This window comes from Erythrobacter sp. 3-20A1M, from assembly GCF_018636735.1.
Classification (GTDB): domain Bacteria; phylum Pseudomonadota; class Alphaproteobacteria; order Sphingomonadales; family Sphingomonadaceae; genus Alteriqipengyuania.
Genome location: NZ_CP045200.1, coordinates 1,547,197 through 1,566,430 on the forward strand (window position 1 = coordinate 1,547,197; position 19,234 = coordinate 1,566,430).

Consider the following 19,234-nt stretch of genomic DNA (forward strand, 5'->3'; position numbering starts at 1 on the left):
TGGAAGAATGTGATCAGGCTACGGCGAAGCCGACGAGTTGGTTGCCGACGAGCATGAAGCCCGCGGTCATGAGAAGCGTGTTGGCGGCGAAGGCGTGACGTATGAAGCTCTGGGTTCTGCGCCAGAAGCCCATCACGATCAGGATTGCGCCAAGGGCGAGCAATTGCCCGATTTCCACACCGACATTGAAGGCGAGAAGATTTGGGACGAGGCCGTCTTCGGCGATTTCGAATTCGATGATCTTCGTGGCAAGGCCGAAGCCGTGGAAGAAGCCGAAAATGAGGGTTGCTGCCTTGGTGTTGGGCTGGAATCCGAACCACCGCTGGAAGGCACCGAGATTGTCCAAGGCCTTGTACACGACCGACAGACCGATGATCGCATCGATGAGATAGGCGTTGGCGGTGATACCGGTCAGGACACCGAAAAGCAGCGTGGTCGAATGGCCGATCGCGAACAGCGTCACGTAGATTCCGACGTCCTTCAACCGGTAGAGAAAGAAGATGACGCCGAAAAGAAAGAGCAGGTGATCGTATCCGGTCACCATGTGTTTCGCGCCGAGATAGATGAAGGGCAGGATCAGCGTTCCGCTGCTCTCCTGGATGTAGCCCTTGTCCCCCTCGGCGACATTGTGCGCCCACGCTTCGGCACCCGAGGCGAGGAAGATCAGCAGAACTGTAGCGAGCGCGAGGATGCGCATGACTGCTGTATTGGATCGAGATTGCGTTATCGATATCATTTCGTTCTCCGGTCCCGGATGTCGGCCGCCCGCAGGATTGCACCCTGCGGACGACTGCTCCGGCTTCAGCTTGCGAGTTGAGGGTTGGGGCTTTCGTCGGATGTCCCTGTCTCCGGGACTTCCGTGCGTTCGCCGCGAACCACCCTGTAGAGTGCTGGCAGAACCAGCAGTGTCAGCGCGGTAGCCGAGACAATCCCGCCGATGACGACCGTCGCGAGCGGACGCTGCACCTCCGAACCGAGCCCGACATTCAGAGCCATCGGAACGAAGCCGAGGCTTGCGACGAGTGCGGTCATGAGTACGGGCCGCAGACGAGCCATGGCTCCTTCCTTGATGGCGTCCTCGAGCGGCTTGCCGTCATCCATCAGCTGCCGGATGAACGTCAGCATGACGACGCCGTTCAGCACGGCGATTCCCGACAGGGCGATGAAGCCAACCCCCGCGGAAATCGAGAAGGGGATGCCGCGCAGCATGAGCGCTGCCACGCCTCCGGTAAGAGCCAATGGCACCCCGGAAAACACGACCAGCGCGTCCTTCACCGAGCGAAACAGCGCCACCAGCAGGCCGAAGATCAGCAGCAAGGCGAGGGGAACGACGATCTGAAGCCGCGCACTCGCGGATTCGAGCTGCTCGAATGTGCCGCCATAGTCGACCCAGTAACCCTCGGGCAGTTCGACCTCCGTGGCGATCCTCTCTTGCGCCTCGGAGATGAAGGAGCCCAGGTCCCGTCCGCGCACATTGCTGGTGACCACCGCACGCCGCTTGCCGTCCTCGCGGCTGATCTGGTTCGGCCCCTGAACGTTCTCGATCGTCGCAACCTCCGACAGCGGGACAGACCCTCCACCTGGCAGTGCGATAGGAAGACGCTCGAGTACCTGGCGATCCTCGCGCATCTCTTCGGGCAGCCGGACGACGATAGCGAAGCGTCGATCACCTTCGAAGATCTGGCCGGCCTCGGTCCCGCCGATTGCCGTCGACACCACCGTCTGAACATCGTCCACGTTCAACCCGAGCTGGGTCAGGCGGATGCGATCAGGGATGACCTGAATGAACGGCAAGCCGGTCACCTGTTCGGTCTGCGCGTCCTGCGATCCCTCTATCGAAGAGACAACGCCCTCGACCTCGGCTGCAACGGAAGCAAGCTGGTCGAGATCGTCCCCGAAGATCTTGATCGCGACGTCGGAACGCACGCCCGCGATGAGTTCGTTGAAACGCATCTGGATCGGTTGAAGGAACTCGTAGCGCGAGCCCGGCACCTGCTGGACTGCCTCGTTCATCTCGGCGACGAGTTGCTCCTTTGGTTTGCGGGGATCCGGCCAACCCTCTCTCGGCTTCATGATCACGAAGGTGTCGGCGACCGATGGCGGCACTGGGTCAGTGGCCACATCGGCGGTACCGATCTTCGCGAACACCTGGTCCACCTCGGGGAAGGTCCGAATTTTGTCTTCCAGGGCAGTCTGCATGGCGACCGCCTGGCTGAGGCTGGTACCCGGAATCCTCAGGGCGTGGAGCGCGATATCGCCTTCATCCAGATTGGGAATGAATTCCGATCCCATCCGGCTTGCGCCCCATCCGCTCAGGACCACCAGAGCCACGGCTCCGGCAAGGACAGCTTTGCGCGAACGCAAGGCGAAGTCGAGCATAGGCTGATAGCCCGACTTGGCGGCGCGCATGACGCGTGTCTCCTTCTCCTCGACCTTGCCCGTCACGAATGTCGCGACCGCGGCCGGAACGAAGGTGAGGGAGAGCACCATGGCGGCGGTTAGCGCCATGACGACCGTGATCGCCATCGGGTGGAACGTCTTGCCCTCCACGCCTTCGAGAGCGAAGATCGGCACGTAGACGATGGTGATGATCAGGATGCCGAAAAGGCTCGGCTTGATCACCTCGGCAGATGCGCGGGCCGCCAGCTTGAAGCGTTCCTCGCGATTCAGCAGTCTTCCGAGCGAATGCTGCGCCTCGCCGAACCGGCGGAGACAGTTCTCGACGATGATGACCGCACCGTCCACGATCAGGCCGAAGTCCAATGCCCCCAGGCTCATCAGGTTGCCCGACACGTTGTTCTCGACCATCCCCGTGATCATCAGGAGGAAAGAGAGGGGGATCACGGCAGCGGTGATGAGCGCAGCCCTGAAGTTGCCGAGCAGGACGAACAGGACGACGATGACCAACAGCGCTCCTTCGGCGAGGTTTTTCTCGACTGTGGAGACCGTTGCCTCGACCAGTTCGGAGCGATCGTAGACCGTATTGGCGACAACGCCGCCAGGCAGCGAGCGGTTTACCTCCTCCAGCCTTTCGGCCACAGCGACACTGACATCGCGGGCATTCTCGCCAACGAGCATGTAGATCGTGCCGAGCACGACTTCGCGCCCATCCTTGGTTGCGGCGCCATTGCGGATCTCGGATCCGATCTCGACATCCGCCACATCAGCGATGCGAATGGGAACCCCATCGCGGTAATCGACGATAATCCCGGACAGATCGCGTTCGTCCTCGGCCTGTCCGGGTACGCGGATAAGATATTGCGAACCCGACCTCTCGACGTAGCCAGCACCGACATTTGCATTGTTGTCTTCGAGCGCCTCGATCACGTCCTCGACCGTCAGACCGAAGCCGGCAAGACGTTCGGGAAGCGGCGCTACGACATACTCCTTGCGGTAGCCGCCGATCGAGTTGACCTCGGTGACCCCTGGAACCGTGCGAAGCTGTGGCCGAACGACCCAGTCATGCAACGTCCGCAGATCCTGCGCGGTATAGCGCGACCCATCGGGTTTGACCGCGCCCTGCTCGGCCTCGACCGTGTACATGAAGATCTCGCCCAGGCCCGTGGCGATAGGCCCGAGCTCGGGTTCGACCATCTCCGGCAGGTTTGAACGTACCGCCTGCAGACGCTCGTTGACGAGTTGCCTGGCGAAGTAGATGTCGGTGCCGTCCTCGAAGACCACGGTGACCTGGCTCAGGCCGTAGCGCGAAACCGAGCGCGTATAGGACAGCCCCGGCAACCCCGCGATGGCGGTTTCGACCGGATAGGTAATGCGCTGCTCGGCTTCGAGCGGAGAGAAGCCCGGCGCCGAAGTGTTGATCTGCACCTGCACATTGGTGATGTCCGGCACGGCATCGATCTTGAGTCGGCCGAAGCTGTAAATGCCCACGGCGGCGAAAATGAACACCGCTGCCAGCACTGCGAAACGCTGTCTGATCGACAGCTCGACAATTCTTTCCAACATGAAATCGCGCTCCTCAGTGATCGTGGCTCGCGCCCGACTTCTCGATGTCGGCCTTGATCACGTAGCTGTTCTCGGATGCGTAGACGGTGCCTGCATCGATCCCGCTCAGCACTTCGGTCCACTCGGGACCTTCCTGACCAAGCTCGAGCATCCGCACCTCGTAGGTCTCGCCGATCTTTGCGAAGACGACGCGAAAATCGCGGAACCGCTGGATAGCGTCCGTCCTGACGGCGAGAGGCGCCCGTCGCTGGTCGACCGAAACCAGACCCCGGACCGCCATTCCCGGTCGCCAGAAGCCATCGCGATTGGGGAGCGGCGCACGTGCGGTCACCGCCTGGCTGCTGACTTCGGCCAGAGGGAGGAAGTCCCGGATGCGGGAGCCCTGCGCACGCTGGCCTTCGAGGCCCCGGATAAGCACCGATTGTCCGGGACGAACCCGCTCGATGTCGCGCGGGAAGATCGGGAAGGTCGCAACCGTGCGCGACGGATCGGAGATGACGAACATCGGATCGCTGTCCGCGATGTCGCCGATATTGGTATTGCGCTGCGTGATTACTCCGGAAATTGGCGCGTAGATCGGATAGGTCTGCAACGATGAGCTGCTTTCTACCCGCGCCAGCAACGCCCCCCGGGCTACACGATCGCCGAGATTGGCATGCAGCGACATGACGGTGCCCGGGAATTTGGCTCCCACCTCGGCGCTGCCAGAGGGATCGAGCTCCACCCGTCCGATGATTTCCACGGTTTCACCGACCTGCTGCGGTCCGACCGTTTCGGTCCGAATGCCGGCCGCACGTGCCGCCTCGTCCGATATGGTAACCCGGCCCTCGTAGGATTCGAACGCCCATCGATGGGTGTTGTCGCCTTCGTTTGCCACGACCACCACGTCGAAACTGTGCGGTTCGACAAGAACGCCCTGGCCTCGCAGGTAATCCTGTTCCGGTTCGAATTCGAACGTCGTCTTTTCGCCATCCAGACGCGTGATCATGACCCGGGCACGGACCGTTTCGGGATCGACGGGCTCGTTGTCACGGTAGGCGTAGAGACGGTATTCGGGCGGAACACCGTCTTCGAAGACGGTAACCTCGATAGCGAAGTCGCCGTCACGAAGCATGCGACCGTTGTGTGGACCGCGCTCGTACTCGCCCTCTGCGGCTGCCTGTTCTTCGGAAGTTTCCGGCGTATCTGCCGACTGGCCGCAGGCGGTAAGTGTCGCTGCAAAGCACGCAGCAAGGAATAAATGCGTCTTGCGCATGATCAATAACCCCCAACAAGTTCGATGAAGCGGCCAGTCAGTCGGTCGTAGTCGACCTTGGCCTGATGATATTCGGCGAGCGCATCGACGAAGCGGACTCTGGCTTCGTGCAATGCGGTCTGGGCAATGGAGACATCGAGAAAGGTGAACCCTCCGCGATTGTAGCCGGCACGGACCTCCCGAAGGGTCTGTTCGGCACCAGGCACTACCTGCTCCTGGATCGCCTCGGCCTCGTGGCGCGCCTCTTCGACGCGTTCGGCCGCCAGAGCGATCTGCCGGCGACGCTGGAACCGTTCGACCGCGAGGTCCGCCTCGACCTGCCGCCGCTCGGCCGCGGCGCGGTCGATGTTGGCCCGATTGAGCGCGCGGTTGGGCAAGGGCAGCGAGAAGCCCGCTATGACGGCGACGTCGCCATTGCCGAACAACCTGGGCCCCGCGAAGACAGTGGGATCTGTCCGCGAATTGGCTTCCTGGAGGCGATAGTTCGCGTCCGCCCTCTCGCGCCGGGCCTGGAAGACGGCAAGATCGACTGGCGTAAGGTCGGCAGTGGTGATGGCAATCTCTTCGGCTTCGAGGAAGCCCGAGGTCACGACCCCGATGCTGCCTGGATCCCCGCCGGTAAGGAGCGCCAGGCGCGCCAGAGCGGCTTCGAAGGCGTGTTCCGCCAGCCCAAGATCCACCCGAGCTTCGGCCAGTTGCGTGCGGGCCCGCGTTCCGGCGAACAGAGGGTCGCGCGCCTCATCCACCCTGCGCTGCACCTCATTGGCGAGGGTCTCGGCGATCTCGACCCTGCTCCTGGCAAGTTCGAGCGACAAGGCGGCGGCTTGCGCTTCCACGTACAACGCCTGGACTTCGCTCGCGAGATCGAGACGCCGCACGAGCGCCTCGGCCTCGGCAACGGCGATATCACCTTGCGCGAGGCCGACGCGCGCCGCGCGTTTGCCGCCGCGCTCCAATCGCTGGTTGTAAGTCCCGTCGATCTGCCATTGGGAAAAGCCCGGGGTGCCGATGTTCTCGACGGTCCCATCGATCGTGGGCGCGGGGTTGGTATCGGCAGCGCTTCGCGCTGCGTTGAGGCCGTCGAGGCGCGCGGCGGTCGCCTCGCCCTGCGGTGAATTGGCGACCGCAGTTCGAACGGCCTCCTCGAGTGTGTACGTCTGGGCGGATGCCGAGGTCGCCCACACCAACGTGGCCGCCAGAAGGGCGGCACGCGTGGACACGTGCATGATAGACTGCTCCTGATTGTCTGAATGGAAATTGGCCCGGAACGCGGGCCGGATTCAGAAAATCAGGCTGATGGGGGCTGTGTTAACGGAGCTGGCGAAAAGCCGATGAGAGGCGGTGTCTCGCCCGGCCGCAGAAGTGTTCGAGGCGCAGGGGCGTTGCCCGCGAACTCGGTCTGGTCCGGCATCGCAATCGAGCTGTGCGAATGCGAAGCGGGGTGAGGCACGATATCTTCGGACGCGAGCGAATCGGCGTCTGTCTCGACCTCGATGACATCGGCGGAATTGTGCTCATGCGCATGATGCGCGCTTGCCGCCTCATGTGCATGCGCCGCTTCCAGATGCGGAATCGATCCCGGAAGCCCGCCATGCGAGACCAGGAGCAATGCCAACAAAAACAGGAAATGGAGCTGGCGCATTGGCGGGCGGCTAGCTGATCGCAAGCAAATGGGCAAGCCGCAGGGACCGGTTTTTGAGCGATTGCTTGCCGTACGACCCCGTGTCCGACGGAAGATCCGGCGCGTGCAAGGTAGCACGCAGCAAAAAGAGAGGAGAGGGAGCTTTGCTCTTCCTGAGCCGGGGCATCTCCGTCCCGGCGATCAGGAGACCTCCCATGACCAAGTCCCGCCGCGCTGTTTCAGCTTCGCCAGCCCAGCGCATCACCGCCGCCATCATCGAGAAACTCGAGCAAGGGACAAAGCCCTGGGTTAAGCCGTGGCGCGGTGTGCCGGTCTCGCGGCCCTTGCGGAGCTGCGGGATACCGTATCGCGGCATGAATACCTTCTGGCTCTGGATGGTGGCCGATGCCTGCGGATACGCCTCGCCATACTGGATGACATACCCCCAGTGCCAGAAGCTCGGTGGTCAGGTCCGCAAAGGCGAGAAGTCGACCATCGCGATCTTCTACAAGAGCTACACCAAGGAGGTCGAAAACGCCAAAGGCGAAGCTGACACCGAGAACCGGCGCGTGCTCAAGGCCTATGCCGTGTTCAACGCTGACCAGTGCGATGGCCTCCCTGCATTTTACCATCCCAAGCCGCTGGTTGCCGCATTTGAGCCCGAAGGACGCGAAGACCGGCTCGATGCCTTCTTTGCTCATATTGGCGCAGACCTTCGCCACCATGGCGCGCAGGCCTATTACGAGCCGCTGCGCGACCGGGTTACCCTGCCGCCAGCCGAACTCTTCGAAGCCTACGACTCCTACTATGCGACGCTCGCGCACGAGCTGTCGCACTGGACGGGGCATTGCTCGCGACTCGATCGCGATCTCAAGAACCGCTTTGGCAGCGATGCCTATGCTGCCGAGGAACTCATCGCCGAGCTGTCCTCAGCCATACTTGGGGCAGAACTCGGTCTTCCGGTCACCCACCTCGACCATCACGCCAGCTACATCGCGTCCTGGCTCAAGATCCTCAAATCGGACGAGCGCGCGATCCTGACCGCTGCGGCCAAGGCCGAGGAAGCGGCCAGCCTGCTCCTTGAACTGGGTGGTCACCAATCGAGCGAAAGCGAGGCCGACATCGATCTCGCTGATGCAGCCTGAGGAGCTGTGAGATGGGACGTTCCGTCAGCTATCCGACTGGCTCCGTGGTGGCTTTCGCCTGCGCGATGAAGGCGAAGAGGAAGCCACCGACTGGGCCTACGAGTGCCTCGTAGACGAGATCATCGAAACCACAAAGGCAGCCTTTCCTTCCTTTCAGCGCTTCGAAGGATGGCGTGGCCGCGAAAATCGTATCCTCCTGCGCAACGCCTTCGCCGATTCCGGCATATCGACCTATTGCGGCCTTGCCGCGATCTGGCTCGCCGAACGCGACGATGCCAGGTACTGGGAGGCCGACTTCTACAACCCACGAACGGCGAGGGCGCGGCACTGGCTCGGCCAGGTGTCGGGACGGTTCATCGACCTGTTCGGTGAGCTGCGCCTGATCGGACGGTTATCGAACGGCGAAGCGATCTTCGAGCGAGACGTCGCGGCTTTGCAACAACCCAAATAACAGGCCCGAATGCCCCCTGCTCAGAGAGGTTTCCGTGCAACGAGATCGATAAGTGCCGATTTGCCGGAGTTCCCGGTGCCCTCTTCCATCTCGGCATCGTAGGAGGCCAAACCTTCGATGTGCCAATCGGCGAATGCCGCATCCAGAAGCTGTTCGGAATATAGATTCTCGATAGTCTGCGGCCCTCCCGTGCCATAGCCCAGTTGTTCCTCACGATAGCCTTCGAGAAGCAGGATCCCACCCGGTTTGAGGGTGCGGCGCAGATCGTCGAACATCCTGTTTCGCAAACGGGGTCTGGCAAACTGGATGAAGATCGCGATTACCGCATCGAAGCCCTCCTCTGGCCAGTCCCAATCGGTCAGGTCTGCCCGTATGAAGTCTACATCGACGCCGCGTTCCTTGGCCAGGCGGCGCGCCTTGTCGATTGCTACTCGCGATATGTCGGTTGCGACAACGCTATGTCCGTTCTGCGCGAGGAAAACGCTGTTGCGCCCCTCGCCATCGGCGATCGCCAAAACCTTCGATCCGGGCGCGAGCCGATTGGCTTCTCGGGCGAGAAACGCGTTGGGCCTCGTTCCGAAAAGGTAATCGTCCGGTGCGTAGCCTCATTCCAGAAGGCCGCCTGGTCCGGTTCAGCCATTGGCCGCCTTCCACGCACCCATGGAGCCGAGATAGACGTCCAGCTTGTCGAAGCCGCGGCTCGCTAACCACCCGGCAGCAACCGTGGCACGCATCCCGCTGGCACACATCAACGTGTAATGCTGCGCCGGATCGAGTTTGCGATAGCGCTCGTTAAGTTCGCCCACGTAGATATGCTCGGAACCCTCGATCGCGTTTTGCGCGCGTTCGTCCGCATCCCTCACATCAAGCAGCGTCCAGTCACGTTCGTCGCTCTCCAGTCGCCGTTCAACTTCGTCGGTCCCGATCATCGGGATAGTCCGCATCGCCTTGCCTTGGGCAGCGGCAGGCACGACGCCGACATAACCGCCTTCGATATTGTCGAGTGCGATCCGCACGAGATGCGTCATAGCAGCTTCGAGCTGGTCTTCATCGGAAGCGACAAGAGCGACATTGTCGCCTTCACGGATGAACCATCCGGCGAATGCCGAGATCATGCCGACCGGCAGATTCATCGAACCGGGAAGATGGCCTGACGCAAAGGCAAGCGGTTCGCGCACATCCACCCGGTGATCGACGTCGATGTCGCCCAATTCGGACAGCGACAGGCGTTTGGGCCGCATCACGCGAGGCGCAGGATCGCCGCCCTCCAGATTAAGGCGCTCCATCAACCGGAAATAGGGCGGCTGGTAATGGTTTTCCTCCACCTTGAAGTCGATGAAGGCATCCCGGCTTTCGAACTGCAGGCGCGGATTGTTCGCGCGCTCGTGGCCGAGGGTCGAGAACTCGCGTTCGGCCATTCCCGATCCGCAGACAGATCCCGCTCCATGTGCCGGGTAGAGAATGACTTGGTCCCCAAGCGCCATAATCTTCTGCAGCGAGTCGTAAAGGAGGCCAGCGACCTCGCGCTTGCGATCGGGATAGAAATCGGTGCGACCGACGTCGCCGACGAACAGCGCGTCTCCAGTGAACACGCCGACTGGCCCATCGGGATAGGCAGTGTCGTGAAGAACGAAAGCAAGATGATCGTCCGTGTGCCCCGGTGTCTCCAGCACCCGAATTTTCAGCTGTCCGATCTCAAACTCATCACCCTCGTGCGCCGTGTCGGCATATTCGACCGTTTCCGCAGGATTGGGACCGTGCAGGACACGCGCGCCGGTTAGTTCTTTCAGGATGGGCGCCCCGGACACCAGATCCTCGTTGCGATGTGTTTCGAAGATATGGCAAATCTCCAGCCCCTCGGCGCGTGCCATTTCCACATAGCATTCGCAGTCGCGGCGCGGATCGATGACGGCTGCCTTGCCGCCCGAACCAATCAGGTAGGACAGGTGGGACAGGCCGGGTGTCTTGATTTTCTCGAGCAGCATGATGCCTCCTTTGACGATAAAAAGCTGGACCGGCGTGAACCGATCCTGCTTTCAAAAGATCCGATGACGCGTCACGCTCAATCCTTTTTCACCGGGCGCAAGTAAGAGCGAAGTGCGGTCAAGCCCTCTAGGAAGGAAGCTTTCGCATCCTCGTCGGAAACCCAAGGAGGAATGACCGCATCCTTGTGCGATCACAGCTTCAATCTCGCGGCGACGCGCATCCTTGTCAGTAATGACAGGCATCAAATCATCCCTCGTGCGGCATCCCCGATTGGTTCGGCAGGTGGCCCGCCATTGGCGGAGAGTTCTCTGAAAGCACGGTTCTGCGACAGAAACACCTGCCCGTTGAGATCGTCGATAAAATGGGTCCGCTTCAGCCGGTCCATCACCGGACCCTTCACTTCGGAAAGGTGGAGGCCGATCCCAGCGTCGATCATGCGATGGTTGATCGCTTCGAGGCTTTCGAGACCGGAGGCATCGATTTCATTGACCGCGCTGCACATCAGGATCAGGTGCCGCACGTCGGGCCGGTCGGCGATCTCCTCCAGCACGTATTCCTCCAGCCAGCGCGCGTTGAGATAGGTCAGGCTCTCGTCGATCCGGATCGACAGCACGTGCGGAACCGTGAAGACCTTGTGCCGATCCATATTGCGAAAGTGTTCGGTCTCGGGGACGCGTCCGACGATGGCCGCATGCGGGCGACTGGCGCGCCAGAGATAGAGAAGCAGGCCGACGCCAACGCCCGCGATCACACCCAGCTCGACGCCCGCAAGCAGCGTGATGGCGATCGTCGCAATGTGCGCCGCGAAGTCCGCCTTGGAATAGTTCCACAGCTGCCCAGGCGTCTTGAGATCGACGAGGCTGAGAACCGCGACGATTATCGTTGCGGCCAGTGTGGCGATAGGCAGGCTGTAGAGCAGCGGGGTCAGGAACAATCCCGCGAGCGCGATACCGACAGCCGTATAAGCCCCGGCTGCGGGCGTTTCCGCCCCGGCATCGAAATTGACGACCGAGCGGGCAAATCCACCGGTGACGGGATAGCCGCCGGAAAAGGCACTGGCGATGTTGGTTGCGCCGAGGCCGATCAGTTCCTGGTTGGGCGCGATCCGCTGACGGCGCTTCGCGGCCAGCGTTTGCGCGACTGATACGCTCTCGACGAAACCGATGATCGAGATGAGCAGAGCCGGAACCCACAATTGCCCGATGAGACCGAGATCGGTCGAGGGCAGGGCGAAAGGCGGCAGGCCCTGCGGGATAGCGCCGACGAGATTGACGCCGCGATCCTCAAGATCGAGGCCGATGGTGACGAGGATTGTCGCGACGACCGCTATCACCGGACCTGCCTTGGCGGCGATGTCGGCGGCGCGCGGGGTCAGGCTCAGTCTGACCAGTGCCGGTCTCAAGCCCTTGCGAACCCAAAACAGGAACAGGGTCGCCGGGATGCCGATCGCGAGGGTCCAAGGGTTGATCATGTTGATCGCGGCGGCGAGCCCGCCGAGCATTTCAGGCCAGTTGTCGCCGCCCGCCGATACGCCTAAAATGTGCTTCACCTGGCTCGTCGCGATCAGGATGCCGCTGGCGGTGATGAAGCCGCTAATGACGGGGTGCGAGAGAAGATTGGCGAGGAAGCCCATCCGCAGGAACCCGAGAACGGCCAGCATCACGCCGGACAAGGCAGCGAGGGTGATTGCCGCCTCGAGATAAAGTTCAGTCCCCTGCGCCGCGACTGCCCCGGCAGCACTCGCCGTCATCAGCGAAATGACCGCTACGGGCCCCACCGCAAGCGTACGGCTGGTGCCGAAGATCGCGTAGGCGACCAGCGGCAGGATCGATGCATAGAGGCCGACAACCGGTGGCAACCCCGCCAGCAGCGCGTAAGCGAGACTCTGCGGAATCAGCATTATCGTGACGATGATCGCCGCGACGAGATCGTTCGTCAGGACCGATCCGTTGTAGGTCCGGCCCCACTCGAGAATCGGGAAATATTGCGCCAGCGGTGCCGGCTTGTGCCGGCGCGGCAAGCCGGACGCCCCGCCTTCCGCCCCTGGATTGCTGTCGCTCACGATCAGGCAGTCTTCTTCATGTGCGGCTTGGATGCGGTCGCAATTTCTGCCGACCCGCCGCCGATGATGACGACTTCGTGTTTCAGGCTGCTGGCCATGACAAACTCTCCGGCATTTTCTCGTTATTCGCCAAGCCGGTCGCGCAAGCTCGACAGATCGTAGCCTGCTCGCCTGGCGCGCTCGATACGGACCTCGGCGGGTTCGCTCTCAACATTGGCGAGTGCATCGAGCGTGATGGAGCGCGTCCCGGTCCGGCAGAAGGCAAGCACCTTGCCGTCCGCCTCCGCGCGGACCCTGGCGAACGCCTCGATCGCAAGCGGCGGAAACTCGCCCCCAGAGACCGGGATGTGATGGAAGGCCAACCCTGCAGCTTCGGCAGCTTCTCGTATCGATGCCACGGTCGGCTGACTCGGCTCTTCGCCATCCGGCCGGTTGCAGATCACCGTGCTGAAACCGGCATCGGCAAGCCCGCGCATGTCGCCAGCCTGCAGCTGAGGGGAGACAGCGAAGGAGTCGCTTACGTGGGCAAGCTTCATGACGATGCCCCTTCCAAAAGCCAGACTACGGCCATCCCGGCGAGCATGGCGACGACGAATATCGCGGCCGCTACAGGTTCGATGACAAGAGCGGCGATACCCGGCCCCGGACACAGCCCTGCAATCCCCCAGCCGATACCGAAAAGAGCTGCCCCGCCGATAAGACGGGGGGTGAGATCGGATTTTGTCGGCAGGTGAAACTCGCCAGCGAAGACCGGTTCGGCCAGGCGCGGGACGATCCGCCATGCAACGGCCATTACGATGACGGCTCCGCCCATCACGAAGGCAAGCGTCGGATCCCAGTCACCGAAGATGTCGAGAAAGCCGCGCACACGCGCAGGGTCGGTCATGCCACCGAGAGCAAGGCCAGCGCCGAAGAGAACGCCGGATGCGATCGAGGTGAGAGCGGTCCGCATTACAACACCTCCAGCCCGAGCGCGTTCATGATCGCGACTGTCGCAACGCCGGTTGCCATGAACGTAAGCGTGGCGACAATCGAGCGGCCCGATAGACGGCTAACACCGCAAACCCCGTGCCCACTGGTGCATCCACTTCCAAGACGCGTGCCGATACCGACCGCCAGTCCAGCTATCGCAAGCGTAACGGGGTTGGCGAAGTTGGCTTCGATCCCGCCCGATGCCAGCATCACGATCAGCGCTCCCAGCGGCAATCCGATCATGAACATCCATGCGCCGCTCCTGGCGATACCGCTACCGCCGAGCCCGACGGCCTTCGCGGCAAGGCCGGAAACGCCGGCGATCCGCCCAAGGCCAAGCAGCATGAGTGCGGCTGCCAGGCCGATCAGGATGCCGCCCGCCAAGCCGGCAAGTGGCGCCGCTTCAGGGAAACCGGGGAGCGTCATACGGCATTCACCGGTATCTTGATGTAGCTGACGCCATTGTCTTCGGGGTCGGGCAAGCGACCGCCGCGGATATTGACCTGCACCGAGGGCATGATCAGTTTCGGCATGGCGAGCGTCTTGTCGCGGGTCGTTCGCATCTCGACAAAGTCTTCCTCGCTCACCCCGTCCTTCACATGCACGTTTTCTTCGCGCTGCTGCTTGACGGTGGTTTCCCAGGCATATTCGTCGCGGCCCGGCGCCTTGTAATCGTGGCACAGGAACAGGCGGGTTTCGTCCGGAAGCGATAGCAGCCGGCGAATGGACCGATAGAGCTGGTGCGCGTCGCCGCCGGGGAAGTCAGCCCGGGCAGTCCCGAAATCGGGCATGAAAATAGTGTCGCCCACGAACGCTGCATCGCCGATGATGAAAGCCATATCGGCGGGTGTGTGACCGGGAACATGGAGGGCAATGCCTTCCAACTCGCCGACCTTGAAGGTCTCGCCGTCCTCGAACAGCTTGTCGAACTGCGATCCGTCGCGTTCGAAGTCGGTGCCCGCATTGAAGAGCTTGCCGAATACCTCCTGCACGCGAATGATGCCGCGTCCTATAGCAAGCTTACCGCCGAGCCGTTCCTGCAGATAAGGAGCTGCTGAGATGTGATCCGCATGCGCGTGTGTCTCAATCAGCCATGTCACTTTCAGATTATTATAAGTGACATACTCGATTATGCGATCGGCTGATCCGTTCGAGGTGCGGCCAGAGGCCACCTCGAAGTCCAAAACCGAGTCGATAATGGCCGCTTCATCCGTCGTCGGATCGTGCACGACATACGAAACCGTATTCGTTGCCTCGTCGAAAAATCCCGCAATAGAGGGGCGGAGACACTTGTCGACTTGGGCACGCTCGATCTGGGCGGCGGCGCCGTTGAGGTTATGATCGTCAGCCATCGCTTGACCTCCATACACTTACATAAACCGTTTATATGTCTTGCTATTCGGATGTCAAGTGGTATGAGGGCTCGATGACCGAGATGATCAATGCCGATGCCGAACGACAGGCGCCGTGTGCCGGACTACGTATCGGAGATGTCGCCCCGGACTTTTCCGCACGCACCACGGCAGGAGATGTTCGCCTTTCGGATTACCGGGGGCAGTGGTTGATCCTTTTCTCGCACCCTGCGGACTTCACGCCTGTGTGCACGACCGAGTTTGTCGCACTTGCCCAAGCGGCCAGCGACTTCGAACAGCGCGACTGTGCGCTGGTGGCGCTTTCCGTCGATAGCCTGTTCTCGCATTTCGCCTGGCTGCGGCTGATCCGCGATCGCTACGACATCGAGGTGCGCTTTCCGATCGTGGAGGATCCGACCCTCGTGATCGGCCGGGCATACGGCATGGTGGCGCCGAACGATAACGATAGCGCAACGGTTCGGACGACGTTCTTCATCGATCCAACCGGCGTTATCCGCGCGATGACCTGCTATCCTGCGAATGTGGGCCGTTCGACGCCCGAAATGCTAAGGACACTCGATGCTCTTCAGGCAGTCGATGACGGGCCTGTTCTCGCCCCTGCGAACTGGGCTCCGGGGGAAGCCATGTTGGCGCAGCCCGACGCGTCGCTCGACACTGTTTTCTCTGCCAAGAGCCAGACCGATTGGTTCATGAAGGAAACCAAGCGAGGGACTCGCAAATGACGGACGAGGAGTTGGTCGATGCCCTGAAGGCCCTCGCTCATCCCGTGCGTCTGCGCATCCTGCAGGCACTGTCGGGCACGGAGCGCAATGTTGGCGAGGTCGACGACATAGCCGCAATTGGCCAGCCAACGCTTTCGCAGCAGCTGGCGGTCCTTCGCAACGCGGGCCTTGTGAAGACCCGCAAGGACGCCAAGCTTGTCTACTATCGCATTGATGATGGCAGGCTTGCGAAGGTTGTTGATGCGGTGGGGAAGCTTGGTGGGCTGTCTGCGAAACCTATGCGCCACTTGCGCCAGCCTGCACCCGGGGTGGCCAATTTTGCGAAGTTGGGTTGAACATCCGCACATTAACTTTGAATCGTTTTGAACGAAGTTCCTCGCACCCACGAGCGCCAGCTCTCCCGAAGTCAGCAAAACGCACAACTCGCCTATCATTTGCTGTCGATAGCGGATGAACACTTCCAGCCTCTCCCGAAGGAGCGAGGAATGACTGAGATCGCGGGGCAGGATTGTCATAATAAAACGTGAAAGCTGGAAGTCTTGCGCTTCTTGAACGGGGTCAATTCACTCCCAATTGCATCCATGCACGTTTGGGGGTGTCTACTTCACACATCCGGTTCCCTATCTATCGGATCTTTACGGCGTTGGCGGCGAAGAAATAGTCCAATCATGATCAAGATCGGGATGACAAGATAGGCTTGGAAGGTCTTGTGCGGCCCGATCCAGGCTATCGGAACAGCCGCCAGGAGATACCCCAGCAGTCCGAGCGCGTAGTAACCCACCGCAAATACCGACAGTCCCTCGACGAGATGTTGCAGCCGCAGCTGGTTGCTGGCGGTTTCACCGAGCGAGCGAAGGAGTTCGCCACTCTGAACATTCAGCCGCGTTTCTATCCGCGCTCGCAACAAGCCGGTGGCTTGTTCGATCCGCAGCGCGAGATCGCCTATCCGAGCGGCAAAGTTCTCGCATGTCCGCAAGGCAGGCAACAGGCGTCGATTGGTAAATTCGGTCAGGGATTGGAAATCGTTGAGCGTGCGCGCGCCGAGACTCTCGAGGCGGTCGCTGGCTATCTGGCCATAGGCCCTCGTGGCGCTTAGCCTGAAGGAGACTCCATCGCGCAGATGCGCGACTTCTCCTGCCGCGATGATCAATTCGTCGAGGATCTCCAGATCATCGGTCGGGCCCGCCAGCTGGTTGATTATCGCGCTCGCGCGTTCTTCCAATCTCGCGAGCTCGCTTTCGCGTTCGCGCACCAACGGAAGCGAGAGCAGTGCGAGGTTGCGGTAGTTACCCAGCTCCTGAAGCTGCTGGATCGCGCGACCGGTCTCGTTGGGTCCCATCGATCCGGGCTTGATCAGAAGCTGCCCGAACCCGTCTTCTTCGTTCAGCCGGAAATTTGACCAGAATTGCAGTTCGCCGATTTGCCCTGCCACAGTTTCCGACCGGTTGAGCTGCCATTCCTGTTGCAGATTGCGAATGCGTACAGGGTCATTCTCGACGGCAATCTTGATGGCTCGCAGGACCTGGCCCGGAATAGGGTCGAGCAGCGGCAGGAGTTGCCGGCATAGTTCACCGACCCCGCTGACGCGTGCAACCACCGTGAACGTGCATGCTTCGCTGTGCCGTTCCCAAAGAAAGTCCATCCCGTCGCAGGAAAAGTGACCATGGCGCGTGGCCCTGCGGTCTTGCGCATCGCCCTCCAGCCGCCGAATGAGCCTCTGGGTGCCCGCCTGCGTCTGGAGGAGAAGGAATTGAACCATCGCGGTCGGGGCATCGACCGACGGACTGGGGCGCAGATGCATCTCTTCGACAACTTGCCGCCGAACAGGGTCAACCTCGATCATCGGCTGCATCCGTGTTGTCTCCACTGTGTCGCCTGTGTTCGATGACCGAGCGAGTCGGAGAACCGTATCCGCCGCAAGTGTGGCGAACTCTGGAAAATAGACATCGAGCGTCGCGCCCAAGGCGGGCAGGCGGGTCTACGAGTGTTGGCGGCAGATGCGCTGATCGAAAGGAGGTTTCGACCCGCCCCGATGCAAGCCCGATGATTACCGCACTTCGCGCGAGGTCGTTCGAGAACCCGTATGCTTTGAGGCCGCCACATCTCAGAATACGAAGGTCAAATCGGAATAAATGTAGCGGGTGTCGTCCCGACTGATCACGCCTGGCGCCTCTTTCAGGAAATCTCCCTTAAGCAACAAGGCGCCGCCGACTTCGAAACGAACTTTCGGGGAAAGGCGATAACGCGCGCGAAGGAAAAACTGGTCCCCAACCTCGCCGTTGGGACCATTCCTGATCCCTGTACGCCCGAACACATCGTTCGGCTCGGGCGCGCGCAGGCGCCGGAAAGTGTTCCAGATAGTCCACTTTCCCGGTGTCCAGATCACGTCCGCGCCAAACGAGGAGACATTGGACAGAGTGGTCGGGCCATAAAGTCCGGGCGGAGCGTAGTCGGGGAAGATGGCCCCGAAGAGTTGGTCGAACCGCGTAATTTTATCGCTCTCGTCCTGTCCCGAGCCGTATGTGGCCGACACGGCGAAACGCGGGCCGATCGCATTGTCGAGCCGGTAACCGAGTTCGCCATAAAGATAGAAGGCGCGAACATCTTTGTCGACGAGGTCGGTGGCCGCCGCCGTACGCCGCGCCTTTCCGCGCTGGAGAATTCCTTCAAGCTCAAAGTCCAGCTTTCCGCGCTTCGGCTCGCGGTAGATACGCATGCCGGGTGTCAAAAGCCTTCGGTCGCGTGTCTGGAAACCGGAACTGTCTCTTTCGCCGAGGTAATAAGCGTAGAGTTCGAGATTTAGATCAGCGACCTTGCGATGATAAAATGCGCCAGCGAGTTGGAGGTCGAAACCATTGCGATCAATTTCGATCCGGTTGTCGTAATACCCTTCGATGTCGTCTGGGAGGATCCTGGTCGGCAACATGTAGAAGGCTGTCAGGCCGTCCGTGTTGCCGCGCTTTATATCGCCGCGCAGACCGAGATACGTGTTTGCCGTGTTGCGAAACAACGGATTGTTGATCAAACGGGCAGAGCCGAGCAGCATGCGTTGCTGCCCAAGTTTCAGCGTGGTGTTCGTGCCCTCGCCAAGCCCATCGCCAAGATCGTACTGCGCCCAATACTGCAAGGGCTCAAGCGCGTTGACCTCCGCTTGCCGCAGTGTGCTGTTGTCGGCGGTGCTGTAGGCCCTCGCGTCCATTATCTCTCCGCCCAAGACAAGATCGCCCATCTTGTATTGCGCGTCGACACGCGTCTGCAGGAGCAGGAGTTCTTCGCTATCAGGGCCGAACGATCTGAACTGCCCATCGATTGCCTCACCCCGAACGCGGAACTGGCCGGTGATCGAGAACCCGTCCTCGCTCTGCTCCGGACCGGATGCGGCGCGCGCGCGCGCGCGCGGCCGGAGGCAAATCCTGTTCGACCGCTGCGGACCTTCCGAGCGTATCGACCGGTCCAGCCGGGACGGTCACTTCCACTGTCCGCGACGGGCTTTCCTGGGCTGTTGCCGGAAACGCCGAGAAAAGCGCTGAAGCACTTAACAGGAAAGAACTGGTTCGGGCCTCGCGGCCAAGAGCAAACCGGCACGTGATCGCCATAAGCGAAGATATCCTTCGGGAGCGTTGAAGCGAAAAAGCGGGCAGCGGCTCCAAAGACGGCCGACAGGAGGGCCAGACACGACGATGT

General features: G+C 61.3%; 17 protein-coding genes and 1 pseudogene. 4 read left to right on the top strand and 14 right to left on the bottom strand.

Annotated elements, in window-relative coordinates; genetic code table 11:
- Positions 1–13: 13 nt before the first annotated feature.
- The 5 genes from F7D01_RS07680 to F7D01_RS07700 all read right to left on the bottom strand — a co-directional run bounded on the left by F7D01_RS07680 (position 14) and on the right by F7D01_RS07700 (position 6,860).
- Positions 14–697 carry a HupE/UreJ family protein gene (locus F7D01_RS07680; RefSeq protein WP_251567161.1) on the bottom strand — a complete coding sequence of 228 codons (684 nt, stop codon included), beginning with the start codon at positions 695–697 and terminating at the stop codon, positions 14–16.
- A gap of 104 nt (positions 698–801) precedes the next feature.
- Positions 802–3,963: an efflux RND transporter permease subunit gene (locus tag F7D01_RS07685; protein ID WP_215229581.1), complete on the bottom strand. Its 3,162-nt coding sequence runs from the start codon at positions 3,961–3,963 to the stop codon at positions 802–804.
- 13 nt (positions 3,964–3,976) lie between these two features.
- Positions 3,977–5,218 carry an efflux RND transporter periplasmic adaptor subunit gene (locus tag F7D01_RS07690; RefSeq protein WP_215229582.1) on the bottom strand — a complete coding sequence of 414 codons (1,242 nt, stop codon included), beginning with the start codon at positions 5,216–5,218 and terminating at the stop codon, positions 3,977–3,979.
- Positions 5,219–5,220: 2 nt separating this feature from the next.
- Positions 5,221–6,444, bottom strand: a complete 1,224-nt coding sequence (locus F7D01_RS07695; protein ID WP_215229583.1) for a TolC family protein — start codon at positions 6,442–6,444, stop codon at positions 5,221–5,223.
- Between the two features lie 62 nt (positions 6,445–6,506).
- A complete protein-coding gene (locus F7D01_RS07700) occupies positions 6,507–6,860 on the bottom strand; it encodes a hypothetical protein (RefSeq protein WP_119594115.1) in 354 nt (117 codons plus the stop codon).
- 194 nt (positions 6,861–7,054) lie between these two features.
- Between F7D01_RS07700 and F7D01_RS07705 the strand changes: the two genes are divergently transcribed.
- Positions 7,055–7,984, top strand: coding sequence for an ArdC family protein (locus F7D01_RS07705; protein ID WP_215229584.1), 930 nt, complete (start codon positions 7,055–7,057; stop codon positions 7,982–7,984).
- Positions 7,985–7,995: 11 nt separating this feature from the next.
- Positions 7,996–8,435: pseudogene (locus F7D01_RS15230) on the top strand (hypothetical protein).
- A 20-nt stretch (positions 8,436–8,455) separates the two neighbouring features.
- Here the strand turns inward: F7D01_RS15230 and F7D01_RS07710 are convergent.
- The 7 genes from F7D01_RS07710 to F7D01_RS07740 all read right to left on the bottom strand — a co-directional run bounded on the left by F7D01_RS07710 (position 8,456) and on the right by F7D01_RS07740 (position 14,807).
- Positions 8,456–8,950 (bottom strand): class I SAM-dependent methyltransferase, encoded by a 495-nt coding sequence (locus tag F7D01_RS07710; RefSeq protein ID WP_234036480.1) that lies wholly within the window; start codon positions 8,948–8,950, stop codon positions 8,456–8,458.
- Between the two features lie 117 nt (positions 8,951–9,067).
- Complete coding sequence (locus F7D01_RS07715) at positions 9,068–10,420, bottom strand: rhodanese-like domain-containing protein (protein ID WP_215229585.1); 1,353 nt, start codon at positions 10,418–10,420, stop codon at positions 9,068–9,070.
- 242 nt (positions 10,421–10,662) lie between these two features.
- Positions 10,663–12,483, bottom strand: a complete 1,821-nt coding sequence (locus F7D01_RS07720) for a SulP family inorganic anion transporter (RefSeq protein ID WP_228766212.1) — start codon at positions 12,481–12,483, stop codon at positions 10,663–10,665.
- A 122-nt stretch (positions 12,484–12,605) separates the two neighbouring features.
- A complete protein-coding gene (locus tag F7D01_RS07725; RefSeq protein WP_119511780.1) occupies positions 12,606–13,019 on the bottom strand; it encodes a TIGR01244 family sulfur transferase in 414 nt (137 codons plus the stop codon).
- Positions 13,016–13,435, bottom strand: coding sequence for a DUF6691 family protein (locus F7D01_RS07730; RefSeq protein ID WP_119511779.1), 420 nt, complete (start codon positions 13,433–13,435; stop codon positions 13,016–13,018). The genes F7D01_RS07725 and F7D01_RS07730 overlap by 4 nt, the downstream gene beginning before the upstream one ends.
- On the bottom strand, positions 13,435–13,881 hold the full coding sequence (locus F7D01_RS07735; RefSeq protein WP_119511778.1) for a YeeE/YedE family protein: 447 nt from the start codon (positions 13,879–13,881) through the stop codon (positions 13,435–13,437). The genes F7D01_RS07730 and F7D01_RS07735 overlap by 1 nt, the downstream gene beginning before the upstream one ends.
- Positions 13,878–14,807, bottom strand: a complete 930-nt coding sequence (locus tag F7D01_RS07740; protein WP_119511777.1) for an MBL fold metallo-hydrolase — start codon at positions 14,805–14,807, stop codon at positions 13,878–13,880. Before F7D01_RS07740 ends, F7D01_RS07735 begins: the two co-directional genes overlap by 4 nt.
- Before the next feature lie 83 nt (positions 14,808–14,890).
- On the opposite strand from F7D01_RS07740, the gene F7D01_RS07745 reads away from it, so the two are divergent.
- Positions 14,891–15,550: a peroxiredoxin gene (locus F7D01_RS07745; RefSeq protein ID WP_119511796.1), complete on the top strand. Its 660-nt coding sequence runs from the start codon at positions 14,891–14,893 to the stop codon at positions 15,548–15,550.
- Entirely contained in the window at positions 15,547–15,885 is a 339-nt protein-coding gene (locus F7D01_RS07750) for a helix-turn-helix transcriptional regulator (protein WP_119511776.1), read from the top strand. Before F7D01_RS07745 ends, F7D01_RS07750 begins: the two co-directional genes overlap by 4 nt.
- Positions 15,886–16,154: 269 nt before the next feature.
- Here F7D01_RS07750 and F7D01_RS07755 read toward each other — a convergent pair whose 3' ends face one another.
- Positions 16,155–17,393, bottom strand: coding sequence for a DUF3422 domain-containing protein (locus F7D01_RS07755; protein ID WP_215227114.1), 1,239 nt, complete (start codon positions 17,391–17,393; stop codon positions 16,155–16,157).
- A gap of 261 nt (positions 17,394–17,654) precedes the next feature.
- Positions 17,655–19,007 carry an alginate export family protein gene (locus F7D01_RS07760; protein ID WP_215229722.1) on the bottom strand — a complete coding sequence of 451 codons (1,353 nt, stop codon included), beginning with the start codon at positions 19,005–19,007 and terminating at the stop codon, positions 17,655–17,657.
- Between the last annotated feature and the right edge of the window lie 227 nt (positions 19,008–19,234).